The sequence below is a fragment of the Antrihabitans spumae genome (genome assembly GCF_043944905.1).
Lineage (GTDB): Bacteria > Actinomycetota > Actinomycetes > Mycobacteriales > Mycobacteriaceae > Antrihabitans > Antrihabitans spumae.
This window is the reverse complement of the sequence record NZ_JBIMSN010000098.1, coordinates 14,311-37,743: the sequence shown is the minus strand read 5'-3', so window position 1 is coordinate 37,743 and position 23,433 is coordinate 14,311. Positions and strand designations below refer to the sequence as shown.

23 protein-coding genes are annotated in these 23,433 nt (G+C 64.8%); 13 read left to right on the top strand and 10 right to left on the bottom strand.

The window, feature by feature from the left end; all coding sequences use genetic code 11:
• Positions 1–29 precede the first annotated feature (29 nt).
• The gene (locus ACHIRB_RS21330) at positions 30–1,106 is read left to right on the top strand and encodes a phosphatidate phosphatase App1 family protein (protein WP_395124956.1); all 1,077 of its coding nucleotides are present in this window, start codon (positions 30–32) and stop codon (positions 1,104–1,106) included.
• Between the two features lie 9 nt (positions 1,107–1,115).
• On the opposite strand, the gene ACHIRB_RS21325 is transcribed toward ACHIRB_RS21330, so the two are convergent.
• Positions 1,116–2,624 carry a flavin-containing monooxygenase gene (locus ACHIRB_RS21325; protein ID WP_395124957.1) on the bottom strand — a complete coding sequence of 503 codons (1,509 nt, stop codon included), beginning with the start codon at positions 2,622–2,624 and terminating at the stop codon, positions 1,116–1,118.
• 103 nt (positions 2,625–2,727) lie between these two features.
• Between ACHIRB_RS21325 and ACHIRB_RS21320 the strand changes: the two genes are divergently transcribed.
• Positions 2,728–3,321 carry a TetR/AcrR family transcriptional regulator gene (locus ACHIRB_RS21320; RefSeq protein WP_395117276.1) on the top strand — a complete coding sequence of 198 codons (594 nt, stop codon included), beginning with the start codon at positions 2,728–2,730 and terminating at the stop codon, positions 3,319–3,321.
• Positions 3,322–3,402: 81 nt separating this feature from the next.
• Here the strand turns inward: ACHIRB_RS21320 and ACHIRB_RS21315 are convergent, their stop codons facing one another.
• The gene (locus ACHIRB_RS21315) at positions 3,403–4,065 is read right to left on the bottom strand and encodes an Rv1157c family protein (RefSeq protein ID WP_395117278.1); all 663 of its coding nucleotides are present in this window, start codon (positions 4,063–4,065) and stop codon (positions 3,403–3,405) included.
• 94 nt (positions 4,066–4,159) lie between these two features.
• Positions 4,160–4,858 carry a hypothetical protein gene (locus ACHIRB_RS21310; RefSeq protein WP_395117280.1) on the bottom strand — a complete coding sequence of 233 codons (699 nt, stop codon included), beginning with the start codon at positions 4,856–4,858 and terminating at the stop codon, positions 4,160–4,162.
• Positions 4,859–4,974: 116 nt separating this feature from the next.
• On the opposite strand from ACHIRB_RS21310, the gene ACHIRB_RS21305 reads away from it, so the two are divergent.
• The 5 genes from ACHIRB_RS21305 to ACHIRB_RS21285 all read left to right on the top strand — a co-directional run bounded on the left by ACHIRB_RS21305 (position 4,975) and on the right by ACHIRB_RS21285 (position 9,298).
• Complete coding sequence (locus ACHIRB_RS21305) at positions 4,975–5,742, top strand: DUF2470 domain-containing protein (protein ID WP_395124958.1); 768 nt, start codon at positions 4,975–4,977, stop codon at positions 5,740–5,742.
• Between the two features lie 87 nt (positions 5,743–5,829).
• Complete coding sequence (locus ACHIRB_RS21300) at positions 5,830–6,636, top strand: CPBP family intramembrane glutamic endopeptidase (protein WP_395117284.1); 807 nt, start codon at positions 5,830–5,832, stop codon at positions 6,634–6,636.
• 18 nt (positions 6,637–6,654) lie between these two features.
• Positions 6,655–8,052 carry an LCP family protein gene (locus ACHIRB_RS21295; protein ID WP_395124959.1) on the top strand — a complete coding sequence of 466 codons (1,398 nt, stop codon included), beginning with the start codon at positions 6,655–6,657 and terminating at the stop codon, positions 8,050–8,052.
• Between the two features lie 51 nt (positions 8,053–8,103).
• Complete coding sequence (locus tag ACHIRB_RS21290) at positions 8,104–8,655, top strand: ferritin (protein ID WP_395117288.1); 552 nt, start codon at positions 8,104–8,106, stop codon at positions 8,653–8,655.
• Positions 8,656–8,752: 97 nt separating this feature from the next.
• On the top strand, positions 8,753–9,298 hold the full coding sequence (locus ACHIRB_RS21285; RefSeq protein WP_199704644.1) for a ferritin: 546 nt from the start codon (positions 8,753–8,755) through the stop codon (positions 9,296–9,298).
• A 72-nt stretch (positions 9,299–9,370) separates the two neighbouring features.
• Here the strand turns inward: ACHIRB_RS21285 and ACHIRB_RS21280 are convergent, their stop codons facing one another.
• Entirely contained in the window at positions 9,371–10,273 is a 903-nt protein-coding gene (locus ACHIRB_RS21280) for a DUF5926 family protein (protein WP_395124960.1), read from the bottom strand.
• An 84-nt stretch (positions 10,274–10,357) separates the two neighbouring features.
• Between ACHIRB_RS21280 and ACHIRB_RS21275 the strand changes: the two genes are divergently transcribed.
• A complete protein-coding gene (locus ACHIRB_RS21275; RefSeq protein WP_395124961.1) occupies positions 10,358–11,566 on the top strand; it encodes a DUF5685 family protein in 1,209 nt (402 codons plus the stop codon).
• Positions 11,567–11,569: 3 nt separating this feature from the next.
• On the opposite strand, the gene ACHIRB_RS21270 is transcribed toward ACHIRB_RS21275, so the two are convergent.
• On the bottom strand, positions 11,570–14,050 hold the full coding sequence (locus ACHIRB_RS21270; protein WP_395124962.1) for an FtsX-like permease family protein: 2,481 nt from the start codon (positions 14,048–14,050) through the stop codon (positions 11,570–11,572).
• 132 nt (positions 14,051–14,182) lie between these two features.
• Here ACHIRB_RS21270 and ACHIRB_RS21265 point away from each other — a divergent pair, with 132 nt between their 5' ends.
• Both ACHIRB_RS21265 and ACHIRB_RS21260 read left to right on the top strand, forming a co-directional pair.
• Entirely contained in the window at positions 14,183–15,643 is a 1,461-nt protein-coding gene (locus tag ACHIRB_RS21265) for a protein kinase domain-containing protein (protein ID WP_395124963.1), read from the top strand.
• A gap of 84 nt (positions 15,644–15,727) precedes the next feature.
• Positions 15,728–16,819 carry a DUF5685 family protein gene (locus ACHIRB_RS21260; RefSeq protein WP_395124964.1) on the top strand — a complete coding sequence of 364 codons (1,092 nt, stop codon included), beginning with the start codon at positions 15,728–15,730 and terminating at the stop codon, positions 16,817–16,819.
• Positions 16,820–16,831: 12 nt separating this feature from the next.
• Here ACHIRB_RS21260 and ACHIRB_RS21255 read toward each other — a convergent pair whose 3' ends face one another.
• Genes ACHIRB_RS21255 through ACHIRB_RS21245 form a run of 3 tightly spaced genes read right to left on the bottom strand, consistent with a single transcriptional unit; the run spans position 16,832 to position 19,009 of the window.
• Entirely contained in the window at positions 16,832–17,602 is a 771-nt protein-coding gene (locus tag ACHIRB_RS21255) for a glycerophosphodiester phosphodiesterase (RefSeq protein WP_395117299.1), read from the bottom strand.
• Entirely contained in the window at positions 17,599–18,630 is a 1,032-nt protein-coding gene (locus ACHIRB_RS21250) for a DUF4328 domain-containing protein (RefSeq protein ID WP_395124965.1), read from the bottom strand. Before ACHIRB_RS21250 ends, ACHIRB_RS21255 begins: the two co-directional genes overlap by 4 nt.
• Before the next feature lie 34 nt (positions 18,631–18,664).
• Positions 18,665–19,009 carry a rhodanese-like domain-containing protein gene (locus tag ACHIRB_RS21245; protein ID WP_199704637.1) on the bottom strand — a complete coding sequence of 115 codons (345 nt, stop codon included), beginning with the start codon at positions 19,007–19,009 and terminating at the stop codon, positions 18,665–18,667.
• Positions 19,010–19,486: 477 nt separating this feature from the next.
• On the opposite strand from ACHIRB_RS21245, the gene ACHIRB_RS21240 reads away from it, so the two are divergent.
• A complete protein-coding gene (locus tag ACHIRB_RS21240) occupies positions 19,487–20,089 on the top strand; it encodes a hypothetical protein (protein WP_395124966.1) in 603 nt (200 codons plus the stop codon).
• Here the strand turns inward: ACHIRB_RS21240 and msrA are convergent.
• The gene (gene msrA, locus ACHIRB_RS21235; RefSeq protein WP_395124967.1) at positions 20,086–20,754 is read right to left on the bottom strand and encodes a peptide-methionine (S)-S-oxide reductase MsrA; all 669 of its coding nucleotides are present in this window, start codon (positions 20,752–20,754) and stop codon (positions 20,086–20,088) included. The genes ACHIRB_RS21240 and msrA overlap by 4 nt on opposite strands.
• Positions 20,651–21,889: an acyltransferase family protein gene (locus ACHIRB_RS21230; RefSeq protein WP_395117309.1), complete on the bottom strand. Its 1,239-nt coding sequence runs from the start codon at positions 21,887–21,889 to the stop codon at positions 20,651–20,653. The genes msrA and ACHIRB_RS21230 overlap by 104 nt, the downstream gene beginning before the upstream one ends.
• Before the next feature lie 189 nt (positions 21,890–22,078).
• Here ACHIRB_RS21230 and ACHIRB_RS21225 point away from each other — a divergent pair, with 189 nt between their 5' ends.
• Both ACHIRB_RS21225 and ACHIRB_RS21220 read left to right on the top strand, forming a co-directional pair.
• Positions 22,079–22,702 (top strand): superoxide dismutase, encoded by a 624-nt coding sequence (locus ACHIRB_RS21225; RefSeq protein ID WP_199704634.1) that lies wholly within the window; start codon positions 22,079–22,081, stop codon positions 22,700–22,702.
• Between the two features lie 188 nt (positions 22,703–22,890).
• Positions 22,891–23,418, top strand: coding sequence for a peptidase (locus tag ACHIRB_RS21220; protein ID WP_395124968.1), 528 nt, complete (start codon positions 22,891–22,893; stop codon positions 23,416–23,418).
• Positions 23,419–23,433 lie beyond the last annotated feature (15 nt).

The following is a 23,433-nucleotide window of genomic DNA, read 5'->3' as shown; positions in this document are numbered from 1 at the left end:
GAAACCGTCGTCGCACCGAGGAGGGACCAGTGCCGGAGCAACCGATCTCGCCTGCAGTCCTCGGCAGCGCCGTGCTCGATCGCGCCCGCGCGTCGTCGCCGATCAAACCGAACGAGACGGTCACGTTGTTCCCCACCTACGCCGCGAGATCGGCCGACAATCGCTGGTGGGAGTTCGAGCTGCGCGGCTGCATCTTCGAAGCCGAAGAGGACAGCAGGCTCCGACGCCTCAGCATCGACGCGCTGTTCCGGAGATTGAAACTGCAGGATCCGGTCGCTGCGGCAATCGCCCGGACCCGCATCATGGCGTTCCTCGTCGACAACGAGGGCGGCAAAGCCGTGACGGTTATGGTCGCCGGACACGTCTGCACATTGGGCAGGTCGACCGAGGACGGCCATTTCGGCGGACGTTTTCGCCTCACTACGGCGACCGCCGAAGCGCACGCGAAAGACGGGGTGCTCGATGTCGTTGCGATTCTGCCGCCCGGTGACCGCAGGATGTTCCAGACCCGCTTGTTCCTGGTCGAACCCGAAGGTCTGACGATCGTCAGCGACATCGACGACACCATCAAGATCACCGAAGTCCACAACCGAAAATTGATGCTGCGCCGCACTTTCGCCATGCAGTTCGAAGGTGTGCCCGGCATGGCCGAGCGCTACAGCACGTGGCTCGCGAAGACGGGCGGTCACCTGCATTTCGTGTCGAGTTCGCCGTGGCAACTGTCGGCACCGCTTGTCGAATTTCTGGACAGCGCCGGATTTCCGATCGGAACCTACGACCTCAAACGCGTACGCCCCAAGCGTGTCCGCAAGACCCTCGCGTCGCTGAAGGCCGACCCGATGGCGACCAAACCGCCGTTCATCCGCGCTCTGATGGCCGTCTACCCGCGTCGGCGTCTCGTGTTGGTCGGTGATTCCGGCGAGAAGGATCCGGAGGTGTACGGCTCGATAGCGCGGGAAGCACCCGGGCGGATCGCACGCATCTACATCCGCAACGTGACGAACGAACCCCAGACCGCGCCGCGCTATCGATACGCATTCAAAGGTGTGCCCGACGACCTCTGGGTTGTGTTCACCGACGTGTCGGAGCTGCCCGAGACGCCGTGAGCAACTCGGCTACACGCGAGCGAAACTGTAGTCGTCGAGATCGAAATGAGCACTGCGCCATGCCACTTCGAGGGTCGGCGACGGTCGTAGCGGAACGTCACCGTGCGCATCGAAGTAGTAGCTGTTCGAACCGTCGCACGTGCCCTGGAAGAAGATCTGTCGCGGACGGCGGCCCAGCATCTCCGCGAAGTACTTGTCGTGAGCGGCCGGGGTGACCTCGACGCGGGTCGCCTGCTCCTTGCGCGCCCGGGTCAGGCACCGGACGATGTGCCGCGCCTGATTCTCGATCAGAGTGAAGTACGACGAGCCGTTGTAGCCGTACGGCCCGAGGACCGTGAAGAAGTTCGGGAAGCCGGGCACGCTCGCGCCTTCGTATGCCTGGTAGCGGTTCTTCTCCCACCAATCACTGAGGTCGAGGCCGTCGCGGCCACGGACAATGAAGGGCGGCATGTTTCCGCTCTCGAACACCTTGAAGCCCGTCGCCAGGACGAGAACGTCGATGGGATGGTGGACGCCGTCGGAGGTCGTGATGCCGGTCGGCGTGATCTCGGCGATGGGCGTCGTCTCCAGATAGACGTCCGAGCGGTTGAACGTTGCAAGGTATTCGTTCGAGAAACTCGGGCGTTTGCAACCGAGTCCATATTTCGGCGTCAGCTTCTCTCGGACGATCGGGTCGTCGACCTGCTGCTTGAGGAACCCGCGAGCCAAGCGCGCGCCGACTGCGGCAACCGGCAGCACCGACGCGAAATGCGCGGCGAGGGGGAAAGTTGCTTCGACGTAGGTCTGGCTCAAGGCGCGCAGTCCCGCCTTGGCACCTGGCAACCAGCGCAGCCCTGCACGCAGCGGCGCGATGATCGGAGCGTCGAACTTCGGCATGCACCAGATCGGTGTGCGCTGGAAGACGGTCAGATGTTCGACCTCTTCCGCAATCGACGGGATCAACTGCACGGCCGACGCACCCGTGCCGATCACGGCCACCCGCTTGCCTTCGAGGTCGACTTCGTGATCCCAGCGTGCGGTGTGAACCGTTGTACCCGCGAAGCTTTCGACGCCCTCGATCTGCGGTGGTTTGGGCTGGGTCAGCACTCCGGTCGCACCGACGATGTGCCGGACGCGAAGCTCGGAACCGTCAGCGAGGACGAGGCGCCAAAAGTTGTTCGACTCGTCGAAATGCGCCTCGGTCACCCGGGTGTTCAGACGGAGCCGACCGCGTAAATCGAAGTCGTCGACGCACTCCTCCGCGTAGTTCTTCAGCTCCGAGCCCGGCGCGTAGACGCGGGACCAGTCGCTGCGCTGGCGGTAGGAAAACTGGTAGCTGAACGACGGAATGTCCACGGCGACACCCGGGTAGGTGTTCCAGTGCCACGCCCCACCGACGCCGTCGCCATCTTCGATGATCAGGAAGTCGTCGATTCCCGCGCGATCAAGTGCGATTGCCACACCGATTCCGGAGAACCCGCCTCCGACGATCGCTACTTCGTGGTCGAGCACGGGCGCTTGCGAACTGTTCCGCGGCATTGCGGGCCTTTCGTCGGTGAATCGGAGTTACAGCTATCCGACACGATATACAGTTTTGATACTTCTGTATATGCGGGGCGGCGATCCGACTACGCTGCAGAACGTGACGATTGCCGACGAGACGCACGAAAGCACTGCTTCGCGCATTCTCGACGGTGCACTCCGCGCGGCGGAGAATCACGGGGTCCGCAAGTTGACGATGGACGATATCGCCGGTGCCGCCGGCCTCGCCCGCATCACCTTGTATTCGCACTACCGCAGCAAGGACGCGCTGGTCGCCGCAGTGGTGAGCCGCGAGCAACAGCGATTCTTCGCGCATCTCGAAGCGGTCGGCAGCCAATACGCCGACCTCGACGACCGCCTGGTCGAGACGTTCGCGGTCGGTGTCCGCGCCATGCGACAGCACGCTCTACTGCAGCGAATGCTGCGGTCCGAACCCGCCGCGATTTTGCCGCACATGATGTTCGGAAGCCCGCTGCTCGACATCGCTCGGCAATGGATCGCTCGACAGCTGGCCGATCCCGCAGGCGAGCCCGGCTTGGCGCTCCAATCGGTCGCCGAGCTGAGCGTTCGCCTGGCGCAGTCGTTGATCCTCAGCGAGCCGTCGGTCCACAACCTCGACGATGCCGACGAGATTCGCGATATCGCACGCCGCTGGATCCTGCCGGCGCTGCACAGCGCAATCGACGCGCGGTAGTTGGGCCTGGGGCTACATTATTCGCGCTTATCGGCGGGATCCCGCATTTCAGGCCGAATTATGTAGGCGTAGGCCCATTGCTCAGGCGCGCACGACTCCAACGACCGGCGCATAGTCACACGGCGGCAGACCGTTGCTGGTGCTATCCAGCACGCTGCCGAACACCGCGAAAACCACTGTGCCCCTTCCGGTTACGATGGTGTTCGAGAGCGTGACCACGTAATCGTTGGGACGTTCCTGGAACATCGGAGCCCGACCCGAAGCACCCGTCGACAGATTGAGCCACGCGACTTCGAGGTTGTCGCCCTGCAGCGGTGACGACATCGCGGTGTTCATCGCGTTGAAGAAGACGTTGACCGTGCCTGCCGGAATCACCGGGATCGGGAGGTTGTCGTCGACCGCCGGTCCGGCGATGGCTTGGGCTATTCCGACCGAATCGCTCTGGTCGCCGAATCCGCTCGGCAGGCAATCCGCGGCGACCGTGTCGTACAGAAACGGCTGCGCGACGCCCTCGACAAGGTGGACCGACCGCGGGAAATAGTTGTAGCGCGGCGTGCCGCTGGCCGTCCGCGCGAGCGCGAGCGCGATGGATTGCGCCGTACGCGTACTGATCGGCATCGCTGCCGAGTTGAGCGCGGAATGTACCGCAGCAACATCGACACTTTCCGGTTCCGCGTGCGCGGTTCCCACCGATCCCGCAATTGCCGCAGCACATGCCGCGACCGCAACGATTCGTGAACGCATGACAACCCTCCCCTAGGTGCACACATGAGCGCGACCGCCCGTGCACTGACACCTACGTCGGCTTTATCGGGACCACCGTTACGCGCGGCGCTGGTCAGGGCGCGCGCAGACCACGAGCATCGAAGTACGCCAACGCCTCTCGAATGTCGTCGACTTCGATGCCGAGCAGGATGTCGCGGACCGCCGCGGCTGCGTCGGGATGCAGGGCGAGCAAACCATCGACGTTCGGCTGCGCCAGCGCCGACCGCACGTCCGCGCCACTCAACGCGGCAACCGTTGCGGCGAGGATCGACAGTGCATCGCGGCCTCCGGCGGCGCGCACGAAGAACCCCACATCGGCGTGAGCAACGACGGCGAGGAAGTCGGCGATTCGGTCGGGCGCGGCAGCCATGTCGATGCCGGCACTGTGCCCGGCGGCGACGATCTCGCGGACGACCTCGGCGGTGACGTCCTCGACGAATACGACGATCCGAGTCGGTAAGCGCAACTGCAACGCGTCCGCCACCTGATCCGCGCGGCAGTCGACCTCAACTCGGGCAACGCCGGGGAAATCGTGAGCGAACGTGTCCTGTTCCGGCACAGGATGCTCCGGGTCGAGAACCACGGCGACGCCATCGGCATCGGACCGCACCACGTCGTACACGGCTGCAGTAACAACGGGGAGTCCGACGAGCCTGCCGACCACCCGATCACGAAACACGTCGGCGTCGTTGCAGCGCTGCTGCAACAGTCCCGCGGTGAGCGCGCGATTGTCGCGCGGCTTCGGAACTCCCAAGGTCAGCGGTACCGGCACGCGTCCACCGTATTCGAGCGTTCCACTTGCGAATCTTGCCGCCGTCACTTAGCTTAGGTTTACCTGACTTAGCCAAACCTTACTTGTCCGATAGACACGACGCGGAAAGGCGATCCATGACGCGAGCGACAACCCAGCAGGGACCCACGACCGCGGAACGCATCCTCAGCGCCGTTGCCCGCTCGCAGGACTCCATGCTTGCGATCCCTGCCAGCGATCCGATACCGACGACGCTGCACCACCTGCGCTCGTGCGGCGACGTCATCGTCGCCATCGCGACCGACTCCCGAACGACCGCGCTCGCGTGGCAAGCCGGGCAGGGTGGGCTGCCTGCTGTACTCGAACTCGCAGATCACGCGCCGCTCCCCCTGTGTGAGCCGGTCCGGTCGTTGGTCTGGCTGCGCGGCACGGTGCGCCCGGTGCCCCCGCACGTCGAGCGCGTTCTCGCTGCCGAGGTCGCCGCTGAGCATCCACACGAAGCCCTGCTCGATGTCGGTCACGGCACTTCGCTGCTCTGGCTGCGCCTCGATTCCGCCGTTGTCGCCGATGCAACAGGGGCCGAGCCGGTCGACATAGACGAACTCCGTCTCGCCGAGCCCGACCCCTTCTGGGAACTGGAGACCGCCTGGCTTCAGCATCTCGACGAAGACCACGCCGACCTGATCTCCCAACTCGCTCGCCGCCTGCCACCGTCGCTGCGGCGAGGCCGAGTGCGCCCGCTCGCCATCGATCGCTACGGCATCAGCCTTCGTGTCGAAGCATTCGACGGCGACCGCGACGTGCGATTGCCCTTCGCCGAGCCGGTGGCAGACATGGCCGGCCTGAGCAAAGCGGTCCGGGTCCTCGTCGGTTGCCCCTTTCTGAACGGTCTGCGAACAAGGTAGGCGGCACATGGGTCGTGAGTCCTTTCGGAGGGCAGGCGCGCCGAAAGGACGCACGAGGCGCGGAGCGCCCTGAGGCACAATCGCTGAGTGCCGATCACCGACTGGCTGCGCTCGCAGCCACCCGAATCCGACCGACCCGGGCCCGATTCGCACGAACGCATCGGCATCCGCATCGAGATCGTGGTCGTTCTGGTCGTCACGTTCGGTCTCAGCGGGCTCAGCGCCGCGATCTCGCTGCTCGAATCCGCACTCGCGGCCGGTGGTCTGGGCGATCAATCGGTAGCGCTCAACCAGACGGCGTCGTCGATCTCGTTCATCGACCTGCTCTACCAACTGCTACGGGTGCTCCGGCTGTGCGGTTGGGCGGCACTCGGGCTGTATCTCCTGTGGCGGAGCGGGGTCGGTCCTCGGCTGGTCGGGCTGGCCAAACCCGTACTGCGCGGCGACGTCGTTCCAGGTCTAGGACTCGCAGCGCTGATCGGCCTGCCCGGCCTCGCGCTCTATCTCGTCGCGCACGCGCTCGGGCTGAACGTCGCCATCGTTGCCAGCGGACTGCAGGACCATTGGTGGCGGCTACCTGTATTGGTGCTCGCCGCGATCGCCAACGCCGTCGCGGAAGAAGTGCTTGTGGTCGGCTATCTGATCACCCGCCTGCGACGCCTCGGCTGGTCGGACAATGCGAGTTTGGCCGCATCGTCGTTGCTGCGCGGGAGCTATCACCTGTACCAAGGCCTCGGCGGCGGTATCGGGAACGTCGTGATGGGCCTGGTCTTCGGCCGCTTCTGGCAACGGACGAATCGGCTGTGGCCACTGCTGATAGCGCACGCAACCATCGACGTCGTGGCCTACATCGGATACACGCTGCTACACGGACATCTCGCTTGGCTTCCTTGATGCGTAAAGTCGTCCCTCGTGAACGGCGATTTCTTCTCCGACGAACCCGGCAGGCAACCGCCGCCGCGTAGATCGCCGCCGCCACGGCAGGGTCCGCCGCCCAGGCAGCAGCCACCTCCGCCCCGACGCCCGGACCCCGAGGAGACGGAGTTCGTGCGCCGCCCGAGTGTGCGTCCACCGACGCCGCAGGCCTGGTCCCAAGCGCCGCAACAGCCCAACTACCGGCCTCCGCAGCCGCCGCCGCGACAGGCCCAGCCCCCGCGACCCCCGGCTGGTCCACCACCCGGCCACCGACCGCCCGAACGCAACGACGGCGTCCGTTACGCCCCGACGCAGCAACCCGAACGCTTCACCGAACGCCCTCCGCGCTATGCCGCGTCGCCGCCACCACCACCGCCGCCTCGCCGCAGCACCGGCCCGACCGGTCCACCACCGCGGCCGCCGAGAGCACGCAAACGACGCAGCCCATGGCGTTGGGTCCGGCGGATCCTCCTGCTGCCGTTCATTCTGCTGCTTGTTCTGATCGGCATCACGGTCTACATCGTCACGCTGCCGCTCGAAAAGGTCGACGCGCTCGTCGACTATCCGGGCCGCGTCGCCGACACTCCCGGCACCAACTGGTTGCTCGTCGGCTCCGACAGCCGGACCGGGCTGACCCCCGAGGAAGAGCAGGCGCTCGCAACCGGCGGCGACACCGGGCCGGAGCGAACCGACACGATCATCCTGATCCACCTCCCCAAGTCGGGTCCGGCGGTCATGGTGAGCATCCCCCGCGACTCCTATCTCGCGATCCCCGGCAACGGGACCGACAAGGTCAACGCATCCTTCGCGATCGGCGGACCCGCTCTGCTCGTGCAGACCATCGAAGGTGCGACGGGCGTGCACATCGACCACTACGCGCAGATCGGCTTCGACGGTTTCGCCGGCTTGGTCGACTCGCTCGGCGGCGTCGATATGTGCCTCGACCAGCCGATCGACGATCCATTGGCCGGCATCAACCTGCCCGGTGGGTGCCAGAAATTGAACGGCGCCGAGGCGCTGGGAGTTGTGCGTAGTCGCGCGACCCCCCTCGCCGATCTCGACCGGATCAACCGGCAGCGCCAATTTATGTCGGCACTGCTGAAGAAGTCGACCAGCCCGACCACCCTGCTCAACCCGTTCAAGCTGCTGCCGTTCGCCAAGGGCACCGTCGAATCGCTCAAGGTCGACCGCGGCGACGGCATGACCGACCTCGCACGGCTCGGCTGGGCGCTGCGCGGGGAAATGATCACGACAACCGTGCCGATCTCAGGCTTCGAAGACGTCGACGGGTCCGGCAACGTGCTGCTCTGGGACGACGCCCGCGCGGCACAGTTCTTCGGCGCGCTTGCCAACGACGAGCCGATTCCGCCCGAGCTGATCACGACGGGACCGTAGCTCCCGGTCCGGACCTCGGGACTAGTAACGTCAGAGCCTATGTCCACGCTTATGTCGAATTCGAATGTCAACAGCGACAGCGCTTTCCACGAACTCCTCCGCGAGCAGATCCGGCACGAGTTCACCGCGTCGCAGCAGTACATCGTCATTGCCGTGTATTTCGACTCGAACAAGCTTCCGCAGCTGGCTCGCCGGTTCTATGCGCAGGCCGCCGAAGAGCGCTCGCACGCGCTGATGATGGTCCAGTACCTGCTCGACCGCGATGTGCCGGTTCGCATCGACGGCCTCGATCCGATCACCTCGGCGGTCACCTCGGTCCGCGGCGCCGTCGAATTCGCACTGAATCAGGAACGGGACGTGACGACGAAGATCACGAACCTCGCGCAAACAGCTCGCTCGTCCGGTGACTATCTCGGCGAACAATTCATTCAGTGGTTTCTCAAAGAGCAGGTCGAAGAAGTCGCAAGTATGACGACGCTCCTCGCGGTCGTCGATCGAGCCGACGGCAATTTGTTCGACGTCGAAGACTTCGTTGCTCGTGATTTTGGGGGCGCTGCGGGGCGGGATCCGAGTGCTCCTCGCGTTGCCGGAGGCGGCGTATAACGCCTACGTAATAGGCGCGCCTTATTTAGGGAACACTGCCCTAAATAAGGATGGACTTGCATGACAAGTGCCCTGACCAGCGGATATGTTGGTTGTCATGACTTCGTTGCAGACCCAGAGAAGCAAGTTCCATTCCCTACTCCACGACCAGATTCGACACGAATACAACGCCGAACATCAGTACATCGCAACGGCTGTCTGGTTCGACAATGCGGATCTGCCGCAGTTGGCCAAGCATTTCTACGCCCAGGCCGTCGAAGAGCGTAACCACGCGATGATGATCATCCAGTATTTCCTCGACCGCGATATGAGTGTCGAGCTCAGCGGTGTCGACGCCGCGAAATCGGAGTTCGCCGACGCGCGCGAGCCGATCGCACTGGCCCTCGCGCAGGAAAAGACGGTCACCGAACAGATCATCCAGCTGGCGAGCACCGCCCGCGACGAGGGCGAGTACCTCGGCGAGCAGTTCATGCAGTGGTTCCTCAAGGAGCAGATCGAAGAGGTCGCCACCGTGACGACGCTGCTCACGATCGCCGACCGAGCAGGTGCGAACCTGTTCGATCTCGAAGAGTTCGTCGCCCGCGAGATGGGCGCACCCGCCGAAACCTCCGGTGCACCCACCGCTGCGGGCGGCGCGATCTAGCTGGAACTCAACCCAGCTCGCGTAGCGGCCGTCGAACACAGTTAGCCGAGTCTCGAAGAATGAGAGACACGGCTAACGCAGCGTGACCTGACGGCCACGCAGACCGTCGCGCGCCCGTCGCTCGTCGGAGGTCAGCGGACCTTCGATGGCGAGGGCGTCGGCGAGGCGCTCACCCAGTTGCGCGGTGGCGCTGTTCCATTCACTCGGATGACGTTCCGGGTCGAGATCGAATACCGGCACGAGCAGGCCGTGCGTGCGGAACGATCCTGCGAATCGTGAGCCTTCGCCGAGGTGGAGATTGCCCGCGGCGTGCACTCGTGCGAGCGCGAGCATCAGCTCGTCCTCGTCCTCGGGCCGAACCCACCGCAGATGCGCTTTGTCCCCAGCGTCGACCCACCACGCGGCAGAAACCCCGTCGAGCCGTGCCGACGGCATGATCGCCGCATTGGCCTGGGTGACCGTCGCAGCGACGTCGGCTGCCGGTTCGACACCTTCCGGGATCCACCAGTTGAAATCGCTGTGGACCGTAATGTCCAGTGCCGCAGTCGCATCGATGACATCGGCGAGACGAGGTGACGTCTCGTCGGGTCCGGCAGCAGCGAGCGATTCGCCTGCTCCAGCCGTCGACGCCCACGCGATCGCAGCACCGAGGTCGGCGGCGGGATCACCCGACTGCACCTGAACCTGCACGCCGACGTACCCGATTCGCGCGCCACTCTCCTCGCGGGCAAGGGCAGCTACCGCACCCGGCAGAACGGTCACAACAACGACGGACTCCCCGCTGGTCACCGGTAGCGGCGCAGTCGCCGACGGGACGAACTCGCGAAGCGCAACGAGGTCGCATTCGGCCTCCAGACCTTCGAACGGTCTCGTGATCGCGGTCGACGCCTGCTCGAGCGCGGCCTTGCGCTCGGCGATCTTCTCCGCGCGATTACTACCCGGCTTCGGACTGTTCCTCTTGCTCTTCTTTGCCACGACGCCAAAACCTACACCGCTCACCCGGGACGCGGACCGAGTGTGCGTGTACGGACAGCAGAATTGCATGCCATCTGCTAAGTAATGAGGACCTGTTTCTTCAGCGCGAGGGGTGGCAGATTGTTCGGGATAGTGCGGCCGTGTCGACACCGGCTCAGCGACGACATGCAAACCCAATGGCTGGCCCACCTCTGCGGACTCTGCCTCGCCCTCCGCAAAAACCACGGCCAATTCGCCCGCATCGCAACCAACTACGACGGACTCGTCATCTCCGTCCTCACCGAAGCCCAAACCGACCACACGGCGACAGACCGCCGCACCGCCGGACCCTGCCCACTCCGCGGCATGCGCACCGCCACCGTCGCCACCGGACAAGGCGCCCACCTCGCCGGCGGCGTCTCCCTCATCCTCGCCTCCGCCAAAGTCCGCGACCACATCGCCGACAAAGACGGCGTCATGGCCCGCAAACCGATCGCCGCAGCCGCCAAACGCATCGCCACCAACTGGGACCGCGCCGGCACCGGAACCACCACCACCCTCGGCTTCGACCCCACCATCCTGCTCGACGCCGTCGACCGCCAAACCACCCTCGAAACCGCCGCCGGACCCAGCACCGCACTGCTCACCCTCACCGAACCCACCGAAACAGCCACCGCCGCCGCCTTCGCCCACACCGCACACCTCGCCCACAAACCCCACAACGCCGCACCACTGGCAGAAGCAGGCAAACTCTTCGGCCGCCTCGCCCACCTCCTCGACGCCGTCGAAGACCACCAAACAGACACCGCCACCGGTGCTTTCAATCCGCTGACGGTCACTGGCACCACACGCCACGAGGCCAGGCGACTCTGCAACGACGCCGTGCACGGCATCCGTCTCGCTCTGAAAGACGTGGACTTCGGCGGCGACATTTCCCCTCGCTCCGCTCGACCGGGTCCGGCGTTGGCGCACCAACTTCTCGCGCACGAACTGAAAGAGTCCGTCGGTCGGGCATTCGGCGACAGCCACAATCACGCACCCGACCTGCAGTTCAACCCCCAGGTGCCGAATCTGCCGTGGGACCAACCACCTCCACAGCGTCCGAGGCGTGGCCTGATCCAGGGTTGCGCGGTGTGGAGCGGACTGTTCTGCACGTGCCAGATCTGTTGTGCCGATCCGTATCACAGCCCGTGGACGGGCGAACCGAAACAGGGTTGGTGCGTCGGCTGTGACTGCTGCTCCGGGTGCGCCGATTGCTGCGACTGCGACGGTTGCTGCTGCGATTGTGGCGATTGTTGCAGCTGCGACTGCTGACTTCTATTCGGCCGCAACAGCTTCGATGATGTTCAACCGTCCGGCATGCAGTGCGGGTGGAACCGATCCGAGCATGCTCACGGCTAGCGCAGCCAGCGCGAACACCACTTGCGCAGGGCTGAAACGGTATTCGACGTCGATCGTCGCGATCGCTGTGAACGCCGTCGACGCCACGAGGTGGGTGACCGAGCCGAGCAGCAACCCGAGCAGGCCACCGACAATGCCGATCGCGCCCGCCTCAGCAAGGATCGTCAGCGACGTGAACCTCCGACTCGACCCCATCGCTCGCAGCACACCGAGCTCACGACGCCGCTCGAGGACCGAGAGCATCAGCGTGTTCAGCAGAGCGATCGCTCCGACGAGGGCGATGATCCAGGTCAACGCCTGACTCAAAGCTGCTCCCTGCGTCAGGGATTGCGTTCCCGCGTCGAGAAACTCGGTGCCGCTGTAGGCGTACACGTCGTCGGGAATGGCTGCTTGTACCGCGGCGCGCACTGCTGCCGCATCGGAGCCGGGCACGAAGTCCACCTCGAGCCACGTCGACCCCGGGCGATCGAACCACTCGCGCAACAGCGGCAGGCCGATGCCGATCGCGCCGCCGAGCAGGGACAGATAGTCGACGAGTTCGAGCACTTCGATCTGCTTCACACCCTGAGACGTCTGCAGTTCGAGCAGGTCGCCGACGTGGAGATTCATCGACCGCCCGATATCGCGCGAGACAACGACACCCCTGCCTGCAACGACCGCCTCTTTTGTCGCCGGTGACGCCGACTGGTCGAGCAGGTCGTTCGCACCGGGAGCCAGGCCTTGCACGATGATCCGATCGTCGCCGACCGCAGCGTAAGTCGCCTGTGCAGGAACAACTCTCGCTACGCCCGGTACTGCGGCAACCGTGGCTTCGAGGTCCATCGGAAGGATCACGCCCGTCGGCGTCGATTCCGGTGGTGTGGAACTGACGAACAGATCGGTGTCGGCGACCGTCGCGAACCATTGTGTGCCGGAGGAGATCAGATCGTCGTTCGATCCTGTCACCGAGACAACCATCGCGACAACGGTCGCGCCCGTCATCACCGTCGCCCACACCCGGCGTGGCGCCCGCTCGATCGATTCGGCGCTGAGTCGTCCCGGCGCACCGAAGAGCGCTGCCGCCTTCGACGTCGCAGCAACGATGGGACGGGTTGCGACGAAACAGAATCCGAACGTGCCGATGAAGAACAGCACAACTGCTGCCAACGCGATTCGGCTGTCGACACGCAGCGCGACGACAAGTGCGACGCCGACCAGCACAGCCGAGATCGCCGCGACCGCAACTTGAACCGACATCCGCGTTCGTTCCATCGTCGATGCCGGCACCGGCGCGAGCGCCTCGATCGGCTCGACCCGATACACCTGCCGCGCCGCAGCGATGGACGCGACGACGCTGGCCAGGACACACGCCCCGACAGCGACGCCGATCCCGTAGGTCGGCGGTATGTAGTCGACCCGAGCATCGAAGGACTGCAGCACAACCGGCGGCAGCGAACCGATCGCCAACTTGCCCATCAGCAACCCCAGCGGGACCCCGATCAGCGCGCCGAGCAGCCCGACCAACGTCGCCTCGACGAGCAGGTCGGCGACGATGCCGGACCGCTTACCGCCGAGTGCGCGCTGCGTCGAGATGATCGGTCGGCGGCGAACCACCGTCATGTTCATGGCGTTGAAGACAAGGAACGCGGCAACGATCAGCGCGATCGATGCGGTCAGGATCAGCGAGTACTTCATCAGCACAATCGAGTTCGCGGCCTGGACCGATCGAAAGTCCGGGTCGGCGACGAGGGCGCGGCCGGCAACCGCGCTGGTGACGGCGTCGCGGACCGCATCCAGATCTGCGCCGGGAGTTGCGATCACAACGATCGAGTCGATTTTCTGCGGCCGGTCCGCAATGCGTTGGGCTAGTCCCAAGGGCGCGACGACGAAGTGGCCACCGTTGATGCGGTCGGCGGCGGCACCCGACGCGACCCCCGACACCCGGACACTTTGAGAGCCGAGGGGCACCGTTGCGCCGCGCTCGGCACCGAAGGCCGGACCGACGACGACGCCGGTCGGATCGAAACCGACGTTGCCCGTGACAGCCGACCGCAGGTCGCTGTCCAACTTCGTCGCGGACACATCGGCACCGATCAGAGTGAACCGATCGTCGCCTCTGCCGAACTGCATGCGCAGCAACGGAACAGCCGCTTCCACGCCCGGCGCGGCGGCAACCTGCCCGAGCACACTCTGATCGAAGCCACCTTCGGTCACGCCCGCGACCTCGAGGTCCGCGTTGCCTGCGACGGCGGTGCTCAGCCGTTCGACCGACCCGACGATCGAACCGCTCACCCCGAGTACACCGACGAGCAATGCAGACGACACCGCAATGACCGCGATGGACGCTATCGACCGACCCCAGTGCACGGCGAACTCACGAAAGTTGAACAGACGTAGCCGATCCAGTGCAGCTAGCACGGGCAGATCGTCTCGTCGGCCGTGATCGGCAACGGTGGCATGGATGGTACGGGTGGCATGTACGAACCCCAGTCAGTAGTAACTCTCGCAAGGTAGCCGAATTCGCGAGTGGGGCGGTGTTATTCTCGCGCGGTGACGCTGGCGCCGGGATCGGTTTTTGCCGGATACCGGATCATCCGGCTGCTCGGTGTGGGCGGTATGGGTTCGGTGTACCTGGCCGCGCATCCCCGCCTGCCCCGAAACGACGCAGTCAAACTGCTCAGCGGCGGCAATGCTCGCAACCCCGAATTTCGTGCGAGGTTCGAGCGTGAGGCGGATATCGCTGCCGCCATGCGGCATCCGAACATCGTCTCGGTGTACGACCGTGGCGCCGAAGGCGATCAGCTGTGGATCTCGATGCAGTACATCGAAGGTCGCGACGCCGCGGAACTGATCGAGGCCGGACCCAACGTACTTACCGTGCAGCGCACGGTCGACATCATCGACGACGCCGCGAAAGCGCTCGACTACGCGCACAGTCACGGATTGCTGCACCGTGACGTGAAGCCCGCCAACATCCTCGTCACACCACCGATCGATCGGTACAGCCGAGAGTCCGCGCTGCTCACCGACTTCGGGATCGCGCGGGCCATCGCGTCCGCGAACGAGGGTCTGACCATGCCGGGGGACGTCCTCGCGACGATCGCCTACGCCGCGCCCGAGCAACTCGAAGGCAGCCATGTCGATCATCGCGTCGACATCTATGCGCTCGGCTGCACGCTGTACCAAATGCTGACGGGAAGCTATCCGTACCCGCGTAACTCGATGGCGGCAACGATGCACGCCCATCTGACCGCTCCGCCACCGCAGCCGTCGCAGGTCCGCCCCGGGTTGCCACCGGCCATCGACCGAGTGATTGCGAAGGCACTCGCGAAGGCACCGGAGAATCGCTACAACAGCTGCCACGAACTCGCTGAGGACGCCGCCCGGGCGTTGGCTGTCAACCCTGCACCGGCGGGGAAATCCGGTCTCAATCGAGGACTCTTGATCGGGCTGGGAGCTGCTGCCGCTGCTGCCGTCGTCGCGGTCGGTGTGGTCGTCGCCGTGCAGGTCGGGTCGAACGACAGCGGATCCGGGGGCACGACAACAACCAGCCAAGCCGCCGCTGGACCGACTGCCGAAGCGTCGGACGGCAGTTTCGTCGTGAGCCTGCCCGACGGCTGGAGTGCCGAGGATCCCGAGGATTTGCTCAAACTCCTCACCTCCGACGGGCAGGCGAACATTCTCGTCAGCAAGAATCCGTCGTCGAGTCGCGGCAAAACTGTCGACGAGTCCGCTGACATCAATGCCACGAGCATCCAGGACGACGTCAAAGGCGTCCTTGATTCCGGAGGTGTCGAGGCGACCACCGTCGGCGGGGAGCCGGCACGGCGCTTCACCTACAGCCTCTTCGCGAAAGACGGGCAGGTCCCGAAAGATGTTCGGGGACGCCAACTTTACGTGCGGCACAAGAGCACCGAGTACATCGTCACCTACACCGGACTTCCCGAGGCGTTCAATCTCGGCGTCGCCGAATACGAAGCCATCATGGATTCGTGGGAGTGGACGGACTGACGGTCGTTTGCCGCGCCCAATCACGTCGTTTGAATTATTCTCCTAGCCAGCCCATCAGGTCGGCGCCTACTCGTTAGGGGAGCAATGTTCGGGATTGTGCGGCCGTGTCGACACCGGCTCAGCGACGACATGCAAACCCAATGGCTGGCCCACCTCTGCGGACTCTGCCTCGCCCTCCGCAAAGACCACGGCCAATTCGCCCGCATCGCAACCAACTACGACGGACTCGTCATCTCCGTCCTCACCGAAGCCCAAACAGACCACACCACAGCCAACCGCCGTACCGCGGGACCCTGCCCACTACGCGGCATGCGCACCGCCACCATCGCCACCGGACAAGGCGCCCACCTCGCCGCCGGCGTCTCCCTCATCCTCGCCTCCGCCAAAGTCCGCGACCACATCGCCGACAAAGACGGCGTCATGGCCCGAAAACCGATCGCCGCAGCCGCCCGGCGCATCGCCACCACCTGGGACCGCGCCGGCACCGGAACCACCACCACCCTCGGCTTCGAGCCCACCATCCTGCTCGACGCCGTCGACCGCCAAACCACCCTCGAACACACAGCAGGACCCAGCACCGCACTGCTCACCCTCACCGAACCCACCGAAACGGCCACCGCCGCCGCCTTCGCCCACACCGCACACCTCGCCCACAAACCCCACAACGCCGCACCACTGGCAGAAGCAGGCAAACTCTTCGGCCGCCTCGCCCACCTCCTCGACGCCGTCGAAGACCACCAAACAGACACCGCCACAGGTGCCTTCAACCCACTCGCCGTCACCGATACCGACCGCACGCAAGCACGAAACCTCTGCGACGACGCCGTCACCGGTATCCGACTTGCCTTGAAAGATGTTGACTACAGCCATGATTCGAGGTTGGCGCATCAGCTCCTCGCCCACGAATTAGCCGAGTCGGTCAACCGTATCTTCGGCAGCTACGACCCCTACGGTCCGTCCTACCAACCGCCCTATCAGCCGCCGCCACCGCCGCGTCGTGGCGCGCTGTCGGGATGCGCCGTCTGGACCGGGTTGTGCTGCACAGGCCAACTCTGCTGCAAGGATCCGTACGAGGATCCATGGGACCGCCGACCCAAACGCGGCTGGTGCCGGGGCAATAACAACAACAAGCGATCCGACTGCAGCGACTGCTGCGATTGTTGCGACTGCTGCTGACTCGAGGGCGGGTCAGGCCAGTTCGGCGAGCATCGCCTTGGTTCGTCCTGGATGGTTTGTCGCTATCCAGCTGACGCCGAGTTCGCGGCACAGTTTCACGTCGTCGGCGTCGTCGACGGTCCAGCAGTAGGTCGCGCGGCCGGCTGCCGCGGCGCGATCGACGAGGTCGGGGTGGTCACGCAGCGTCTTCACCGACGGACCGACGGCGGTGGCACCGACGGTCGTCGCTGCGCCACCACCCAGGTAGACGGAAGAATCGCCGAGTAGAACGGTCGGCAACAGCGGCGCTGATCGCCGAATACGCCAGACCGCTGTGGCGGCGAAAGACATGACAACCGCTCGCGAATGGGCAGCCGACGGCGGCGACGCGATACCGAACCGCTGCAACTCGGCGAGCACCTTGTTCTCGACCAGACCGCCGTATCGCACGGGGTGCTTGGTCTCGACGAAAAGCTTGATCGGTCTGCTGCGCCAATCCAGGACGAGCGTGATCAATTCGGAGAGCGTCAGCACGGAGGCCGCGTCGTCGTCACCGCCGAAATCGAGTTCCTGCAGTTCCTCCAGCGTCATCTCACTGACCAGCCCGGTGCCGGACGACGTCCTGTCGACCGTGCGGTCGTGCACACACACGAGATGGCCGTCCCGAGTCAGCCGAACGTCGCACTCGAGTCCGTCTGCGCCTTCCTGCAGGGCAAGTTCGTATGCGGCGAGTGTGTGCTCCTGCTTGGCGGCCGACGCTCCGCGGTGCGCGACGACAAACGGCGCACGATTGTCCGGGCTCATTTCGCCATGACCTCCTGCTGCGCACCGTCTGACCCCGCACCGGCAGTTGGTTCGGGGCGTTCCGCTGGACGAACGGGGGCGATCACGTGGGTGGCTGGCCCGGTTGCAACGAGCCAGCGTTTGACTGCGCGACGCCGTCCGAGGACATCCTGATCGTCCAACTCGCGGATGACCAGGATCGTCACGATCGCGACGCCGGCAGCGACCAGATCGGCGAAAGCGTTGAGCAGCACGCCATCTGCCTCCGCCTGCAGCGTCGTGCGGAACCGCCACACGAGCGCAACGAGTGCGACGACCGCACCGAACACCCATGCGCACCACCAGACGACAACGAGCCGTCGTGTGCGTGGCAGTGCGTCGCGGGTGATTTCGGTGAGGAAGACGCCGGGGAAGATCAGATTCGCGCCGGGGATGATGCAGCCCATCACGATCTGTTCTACGGGTCTTGGATCACGCCGACCGTCGCGCTCGAAGGCCCGCCGCCGGGCGCCGATCAGCCACCCTGCCGCGGCGAACACCGCGAGTGTCGTGACCAGCAGCGCGAGTATCGACGTCGCGAGCACAGCCGTGTCGGACGCCGCGAGCAGCAGCGGGTCGATCAGACGCGTGCGGTTACGCAACAGGATCGCGTAGCGGCCGACTTCGGCTACGGCAGCGAGGAAGAACAAGATCGCGGTGAGCGTGAAGATGTTGACCACTTGCCGACCGAGCCCGGCGAGATCGGCGTCGTCCGTCTTCGGCGGTGGTGGCGGCGGGTCCACCAGGCCCCACTGCGGGGTCGAGCCGTAGCGTCCGCGGTTCCGCGGGACCGCAGTCGCGGCAGGAGCCGACGGGCGACCAGCATCGGGGCGGCGCGCCACCCAGCGATAGGCGCGGCGCTGCTGAGCGGGCGCACTTGCCGCAGCCATCGGCGCCGACAGGACACCCCGACACCTCGGACACCACTGCGCAGGCGATTGCTGCACCTGCCACCGCGTACCGCAGCGGGCGCAGACCTGGATGACTTTGCCTGGAATCGGAGCACTCATCGGCGACGGACATCCGTTCGACAGGTTCGGATCATCAGTAGATCTTCGCCTCGGCGCTGCCGTCGCTCACCAGCGGCAAACCCGCCTTCTGCCACGCGACCATGCCGCCTCGCACGTTGACCGATTCGTATCCCACCTGTTGAAGATATTCGACAACCCGTGCGGAGCGCCCGCCTTGTCGGCAAATGACATAAAGCTGCGCGTCAGGATCTATTTCGCCGAACCGCGCAGGCACGTCGCCCATCGGAATGTGCACGGCTGACGGGGCATGGCCGAGCTCCCATTCGTCGGCCTCGCGGACGTCGAGCAGGACAACGGAGTCCGAGAAATCCGCGGGCAGGTCGGCAACGGAAACAGAGTCGACGTGAGGGAATGTCACACCATCGATACTGTCACGCCTCGCCCGACCCGGGTATGCAAAGGGACGGTAGCAATGCCCCCACCGGGCAAACCGTCCCTAATCTCTGATACGGATAACTTTCAGCGAACTCGGACGTTCGGTCTGTTTTCGGCGTTGTTCCCCACATTCTGCTCCGTTCTGTGATGTGGGTCACCGCATGAAGGTGGGTTATCCACAGTTTCCACAGGCTGATCCACAGAAGTGAACAACTGCGCGGACCCACATCCACAGTTCGTGCTTGCTCGCAGCAAACACTCAGTCGACCGACCTCGAATCCCGAATGCGACCGCAGGCCGAAACGACGATGCGCCGAGGCGGGTCCTCCCCCTCCAAGGACCCGACTCGGCGCAGCGACTGGACGTAGAGCGTGCATTTTTCGGCTTCTCCCTACATCAGCTTTGACGCCGGCAGGCGGCGATCGGTTCCTTCGAGAACACAATCCGATAGCCTGAACGAGTGGATCTGAGCGATGTGCAACGCAAGGGCCTCAACACCGCCCTGTCCGAAGCAACCTGCCTCGAAATCGATGTCGACCGGACGAACCTCGTGTTCCGGGTGACTCTCGACGTACTTACGCTGCCCGAATCGGGTCCGGCACCACAGGACCGAACAGTGGTCGTCACCTGTTCGGGGATCAGCCGGATCGCGGCGTCGCTGCGAACTCAGGCGCTGAATCAGTCCGAACCCCTCGTCCTGCCGCTCACGCTCGACGAACTTCCCGAGGCGTTGCACAGCTTCGGCGGCTGCCATCTACATGGCTGGGAATTCATCGATCTGCCCGAGAGCAGTTGGACCCAGTGGGGCGATCTGCTCAGCTTCGACACCGCTCTCGCCGAAGACGCAGCACCGCACGTGCTCGAGCTGTCGCAGGAAGAGGGGATGGCGCCGCGCGAACTCGACCTGCGGGTGTGGTTCACGTCGTTGCAGATCACCGACCGAGACGGCAACCCTGTGGATACGCAGGAGTTCATCGACGGCGGTCGGCGCTGGTGGGCAGCGCACGACGCGAACGACCCACGGACCAGATCCGACTCCGCGGATGTTGCGCCGCCGCTCTAAGTGTTGGAACCGGCCGGGCAACTGACGCCCGTGGCGTGCACAGGGCAGTACCCGCCGGGATTCTTCGCGAGGTATTGCTGGTGGTACCGCTCGGCGTAGTAGAACTCCGACGCCGGTGCGATTTCTGTGGTGATCTCGCCGTAGCCAGCCGCGCCGAGCCGCTCCCCATACGTCTTCGCGGTGGCGCTGGCTACGTCGATCTGGTCGGGGGTCGTCGTGAAGATCGCCGAACGATATTGCGTGCCATGGTCGTTGCCCTGCCGCATGCCCTGGGTGGGGTCGTGATTCTCCCAGAAGTGCCGTAGGACGGACGTATAGCCGATGATCTTCGGATCGAAGACGACGAGGACCGCTTCGGTGTGGCCGGTCCGTCCGGAGCAGACCTCTTCGTAGGACGGATTCGGCGTGAAACCACCCGTGTAGCCGACCGCTGTCGCGCTGACACCGTCGAGTTGCCAGAAGACCTTCTCGGCTCCCCAGAAACACCCCATGGCAACGACCGCGGTCTGCAAGCCCTCGTCGAACGGCGGGCGCACCGATCGACCGTTGACGAAATGGGTGTCAGGTGGCCGGATCGGTTCGGTGCGCCCCGGCAGCGCTTCCCCCGCCGTCACCAGCGTCGACTTCGCGCCCACTCGGCCCAGCAATTCTTGAAACCACGACATGATCCGATGCTACGCCCGGCTTTTCGGGGCGACGCTCGCGCAATTTTGCCGTCAACCAGCGGTTGGTCGGGACCTCGACCCAGCGGTAGAGCGCTTCGGAAACGGCCGCAGTGATGATGAGGAACACGACGACCGCAGCGGTCGGGCCGAATTGAACGGCGACGTGATCGAACACGCGATACAGGATGAGCGTGTGCACGAGATAGATCGGATAGCTGCGTGTACCCAGCCAGTGCACGATCGGCGAACGCGAGAAACGGGTGTCCCGCCGAGCCACGAGCAGCACACAGCCCGTGATGACGAGCATCGTCCACAGGTAGTGGTCGCCTCCCCAGTACGAATGGGTGTCGGTTGCGAACCGCACGACGGCGACCTGTGCGAGCCCCGCGGCCGCGACGGCTAGCCAGCCCGCCTGGCGGGTCCATGCCAGATAGATGATCTGGCCGACGAAGACGGCAGGCATCGTCGCCGCGACCTTCGACAGCATCGGCACCGTCCACGCTTCCGGGACGATCTTGTTGTAGGCCAGCAACGCGATACACAGCGCAGCACCGAGCATGGACGCAGCAATCGGCACAGCCCGCAACAAGCGGCGCGCAGCGACGCAGTAGACGTAGAAGACGATCTGGACGACCAGGGTCCACGTGACCCCGAGCACGACGACCTCGGGCTTGAGGAAGAACCCACCGAGGACGAAACTCAGCGCGGCTTCGACGTTGGAGATGCCGTCCTGCCTGCTGAACATCGTGTTGATGTCGAGACGCACGAGGACGATCGCGGCCGCGACCGCAATCCACAACAGCGGCAGCAGTCGACCGATCCGCAGCGCCAGAAACCGTCCGGGACTGTGCCGCATCGCCGAGCCCGTGATGAGCAGGCCGGTGAGCATCATGAAGAAGGCGACACCGACGAACGACAGGTGCTGATTGAGGCCGAAGCCGCCGATGAAGATCCCGTAGACACCGTCGATCAACCACCAGCCGGTGCCGAGATCGTCGATGACGTAGTAGGAGACGTGTGAATAGATGACCGCAGCGACGGCGATCGCACGAAGCGCGTCGACGCCCGGTAATTGGACTCGAGGGACCGAAACTGCACCGGCTTGCGCCGTTGAGTCCCGCCCGTCGGTGTTCACGACGCCTTATGTTAAGGCCCTGTTCACCCCGGGGTCGAATCGAAACGATCCACCGCAGGTGAGACCGGGTGCGAGTTCGCACCTCGATGATCACGACTATTGCCGGGGGTGTACGAATGATAAAAGGTGGCAATACCTGAGAAACGACGAACAGAACATGGGCTGCGCGCCCAGGAGGAAGGGACACTCGTGTCTGAATACACACTGCCGGACCTCGATTACGATTACGCGGCGCTGGAGCCGCATATCTCGGGCCAGATCAACGAGCTGCATCACTCGAAGCACCACGCGGCCTACGTTGCCGGCGTGAACACCGCGCTCGAAAAGCTGGCCGATGCGCGTGACAAGGAAGATCACGGCGCCATCTTCCTGAACGAGAAGAACCTCGCGTTCCACCTCGGTGGCCACGTGAACCACTCCATCTGGTGGAAGAACCTCTCCCCCAACGGCGGCGACAAGCCCGAAGGCGAGCTGGCAGCGGCGATCGACGACCAGTTCGGTTCGTTCGACAAGTTCCGCGCACAGTTCACCGCTGCGGCAAACGGTCTGCAGGGCTCGGGCTGGGCAGTACTCGGCTACGACTCGCTCGGCAAGAAGCTGCTGACCTTCCAGCTCTACGACCAGCAGGCCAACGTCCCGCTCGGCATCATCCCGCTGCTGCAGGTCGACATGTGGGAGCACGCTTTCTACCTGCAGTACAAGAACGTCAAGGCCGATTACGTCAAGGCTTTCTGGAACGTCGTGAACTGGGCCGATGTGCAGGCTCGCTTCGCCGCGGCAACGAGCCAGACCGGTGGCTTGATTTTCCCGTAGGGCGCTTCGCGCCTCGTGAGTCCTTTCGGAGGGTCCGCCCTCCGAAAGGACTCACGAGCGGCGTAGCCGCCTATTGGCACTCTGCCTATCTTGTGTGCCAGCGGGTTTATGCCGCATCCTCCGTAGTAGCTGGGCAAGGTGGCCCCGGAATGTTCGACCCAGGGTCGGGATCCACCTCGGAGGTAGATATGAACGGGTACGACTACATCGGGATAGCGCCCTTCCACGCCGACGGCACGCTGCGCGGCTTCGTGATCTCGGGCCGCTGGCCCAATACGACCAAGGAATGGGCCCAGATTCTGGTCCTCGCGGTTCGGGTTGCGACCCTTCCCGGCCTACTTTCCACGTCGACCGTCTTCGGTGCACGTGAAGAATTGCCCGACGATCCCGAGCCGGGAACGGTCGGCCTCGTACTTGCCGAAGGTCCGGTGATCGGCGAATTCGCCGTTGCCCCCGGCCGCTTCGCGCAGCACCAACCGCCCGCATTGTTGATGCTGCATCCCCCGTCCGAAACACGGCCCACGCTGCCCGAATGCGTCGGAGCCGCCTCGGGTTGCCTGCTCCTGCCAGGCTTGCCGCACCTCGGGCTCGAGCATCGCGCAGCCTGGGTCGAGACCGAGCGCGACGGCACGGTGACCTCGATGATCAGCCGAGTCGGCCTCGATCCGATCAGTGATCCCGATACCGCGGTTTTGGCCATGCTTCTCGCCGCATAAGGGCACCCGAAATAT

Excerpts from the sequence above, each read along its gene's own strand:
- ACHIRB_RS21325 (WP_395124957.1), bottom strand. The coding sequence starts at position 2,624 with ATGCCGCGGAACAGTTCGCAAGCGCCCGTGCTCGACCACGAAGTAGCG.
- ACHIRB_RS21315 (WP_395117278.1), bottom strand. The coding sequence starts at position 4,065 with ATGCGTTCACGAATCGTTGCGGTCGCGGCATGTGCTGCGGCAATTGCG.
- ACHIRB_RS21305 (WP_395124958.1), top strand. The coding sequence starts at position 4,975 with ATGACGCGAGCGACAACCCAGCAGGGACCCACGACCGCGGAACGCATC.
- ACHIRB_RS21290 (WP_395117288.1), top strand. The coding sequence starts at position 8,104 with ATGTCGAATTCGAATGTCAACAGCGACAGCGCTTTCCACGAACTCCTC.
- ACHIRB_RS21285 (WP_199704644.1), top strand. The coding sequence starts at position 8,753 with ATGACTTCGTTGCAGACCCAGAGAAGCAAGTTCCATTCCCTACTCCAC.
- ACHIRB_RS21275 (WP_395124961.1), top strand. The coding sequence starts at position 10,358 with ATGAGGACCTGTTTCTTCAGCGCGAGGGGTGGCAGATTGTTCGGGATA.
- ACHIRB_RS21260 (WP_395124964.1), top strand. The coding sequence starts at position 15,728 with ATGTTCGGGATTGTGCGGCCGTGTCGACACCGGCTCAGCGACGACATG.
- ACHIRB_RS21255 (WP_395117299.1), bottom strand. The coding sequence starts at position 17,602 with ATGAGCCCGGACAATCGTGCGCCGTTTGTCGTCGCGCACCGCGGAGCG.
- ACHIRB_RS21250 (WP_395124965.1), bottom strand. The coding sequence starts at position 18,630 with ATGAGTGCTCCGATTCCAGGCAAAGTCATCCAGGTCTGCGCCCGCTGC.
- msrA (WP_395124967.1), bottom strand. The coding sequence starts at position 20,754 with ATGTCGTGGTTTCAAGAATTGCTGGGCCGAGTGGGCGCGAAGTCGACG.
- ACHIRB_RS21220 (WP_395124968.1), top strand. The coding sequence starts at position 22,891 with ATGAACGGGTACGACTACATCGGGATAGCGCCCTTCCACGCCGACGGC.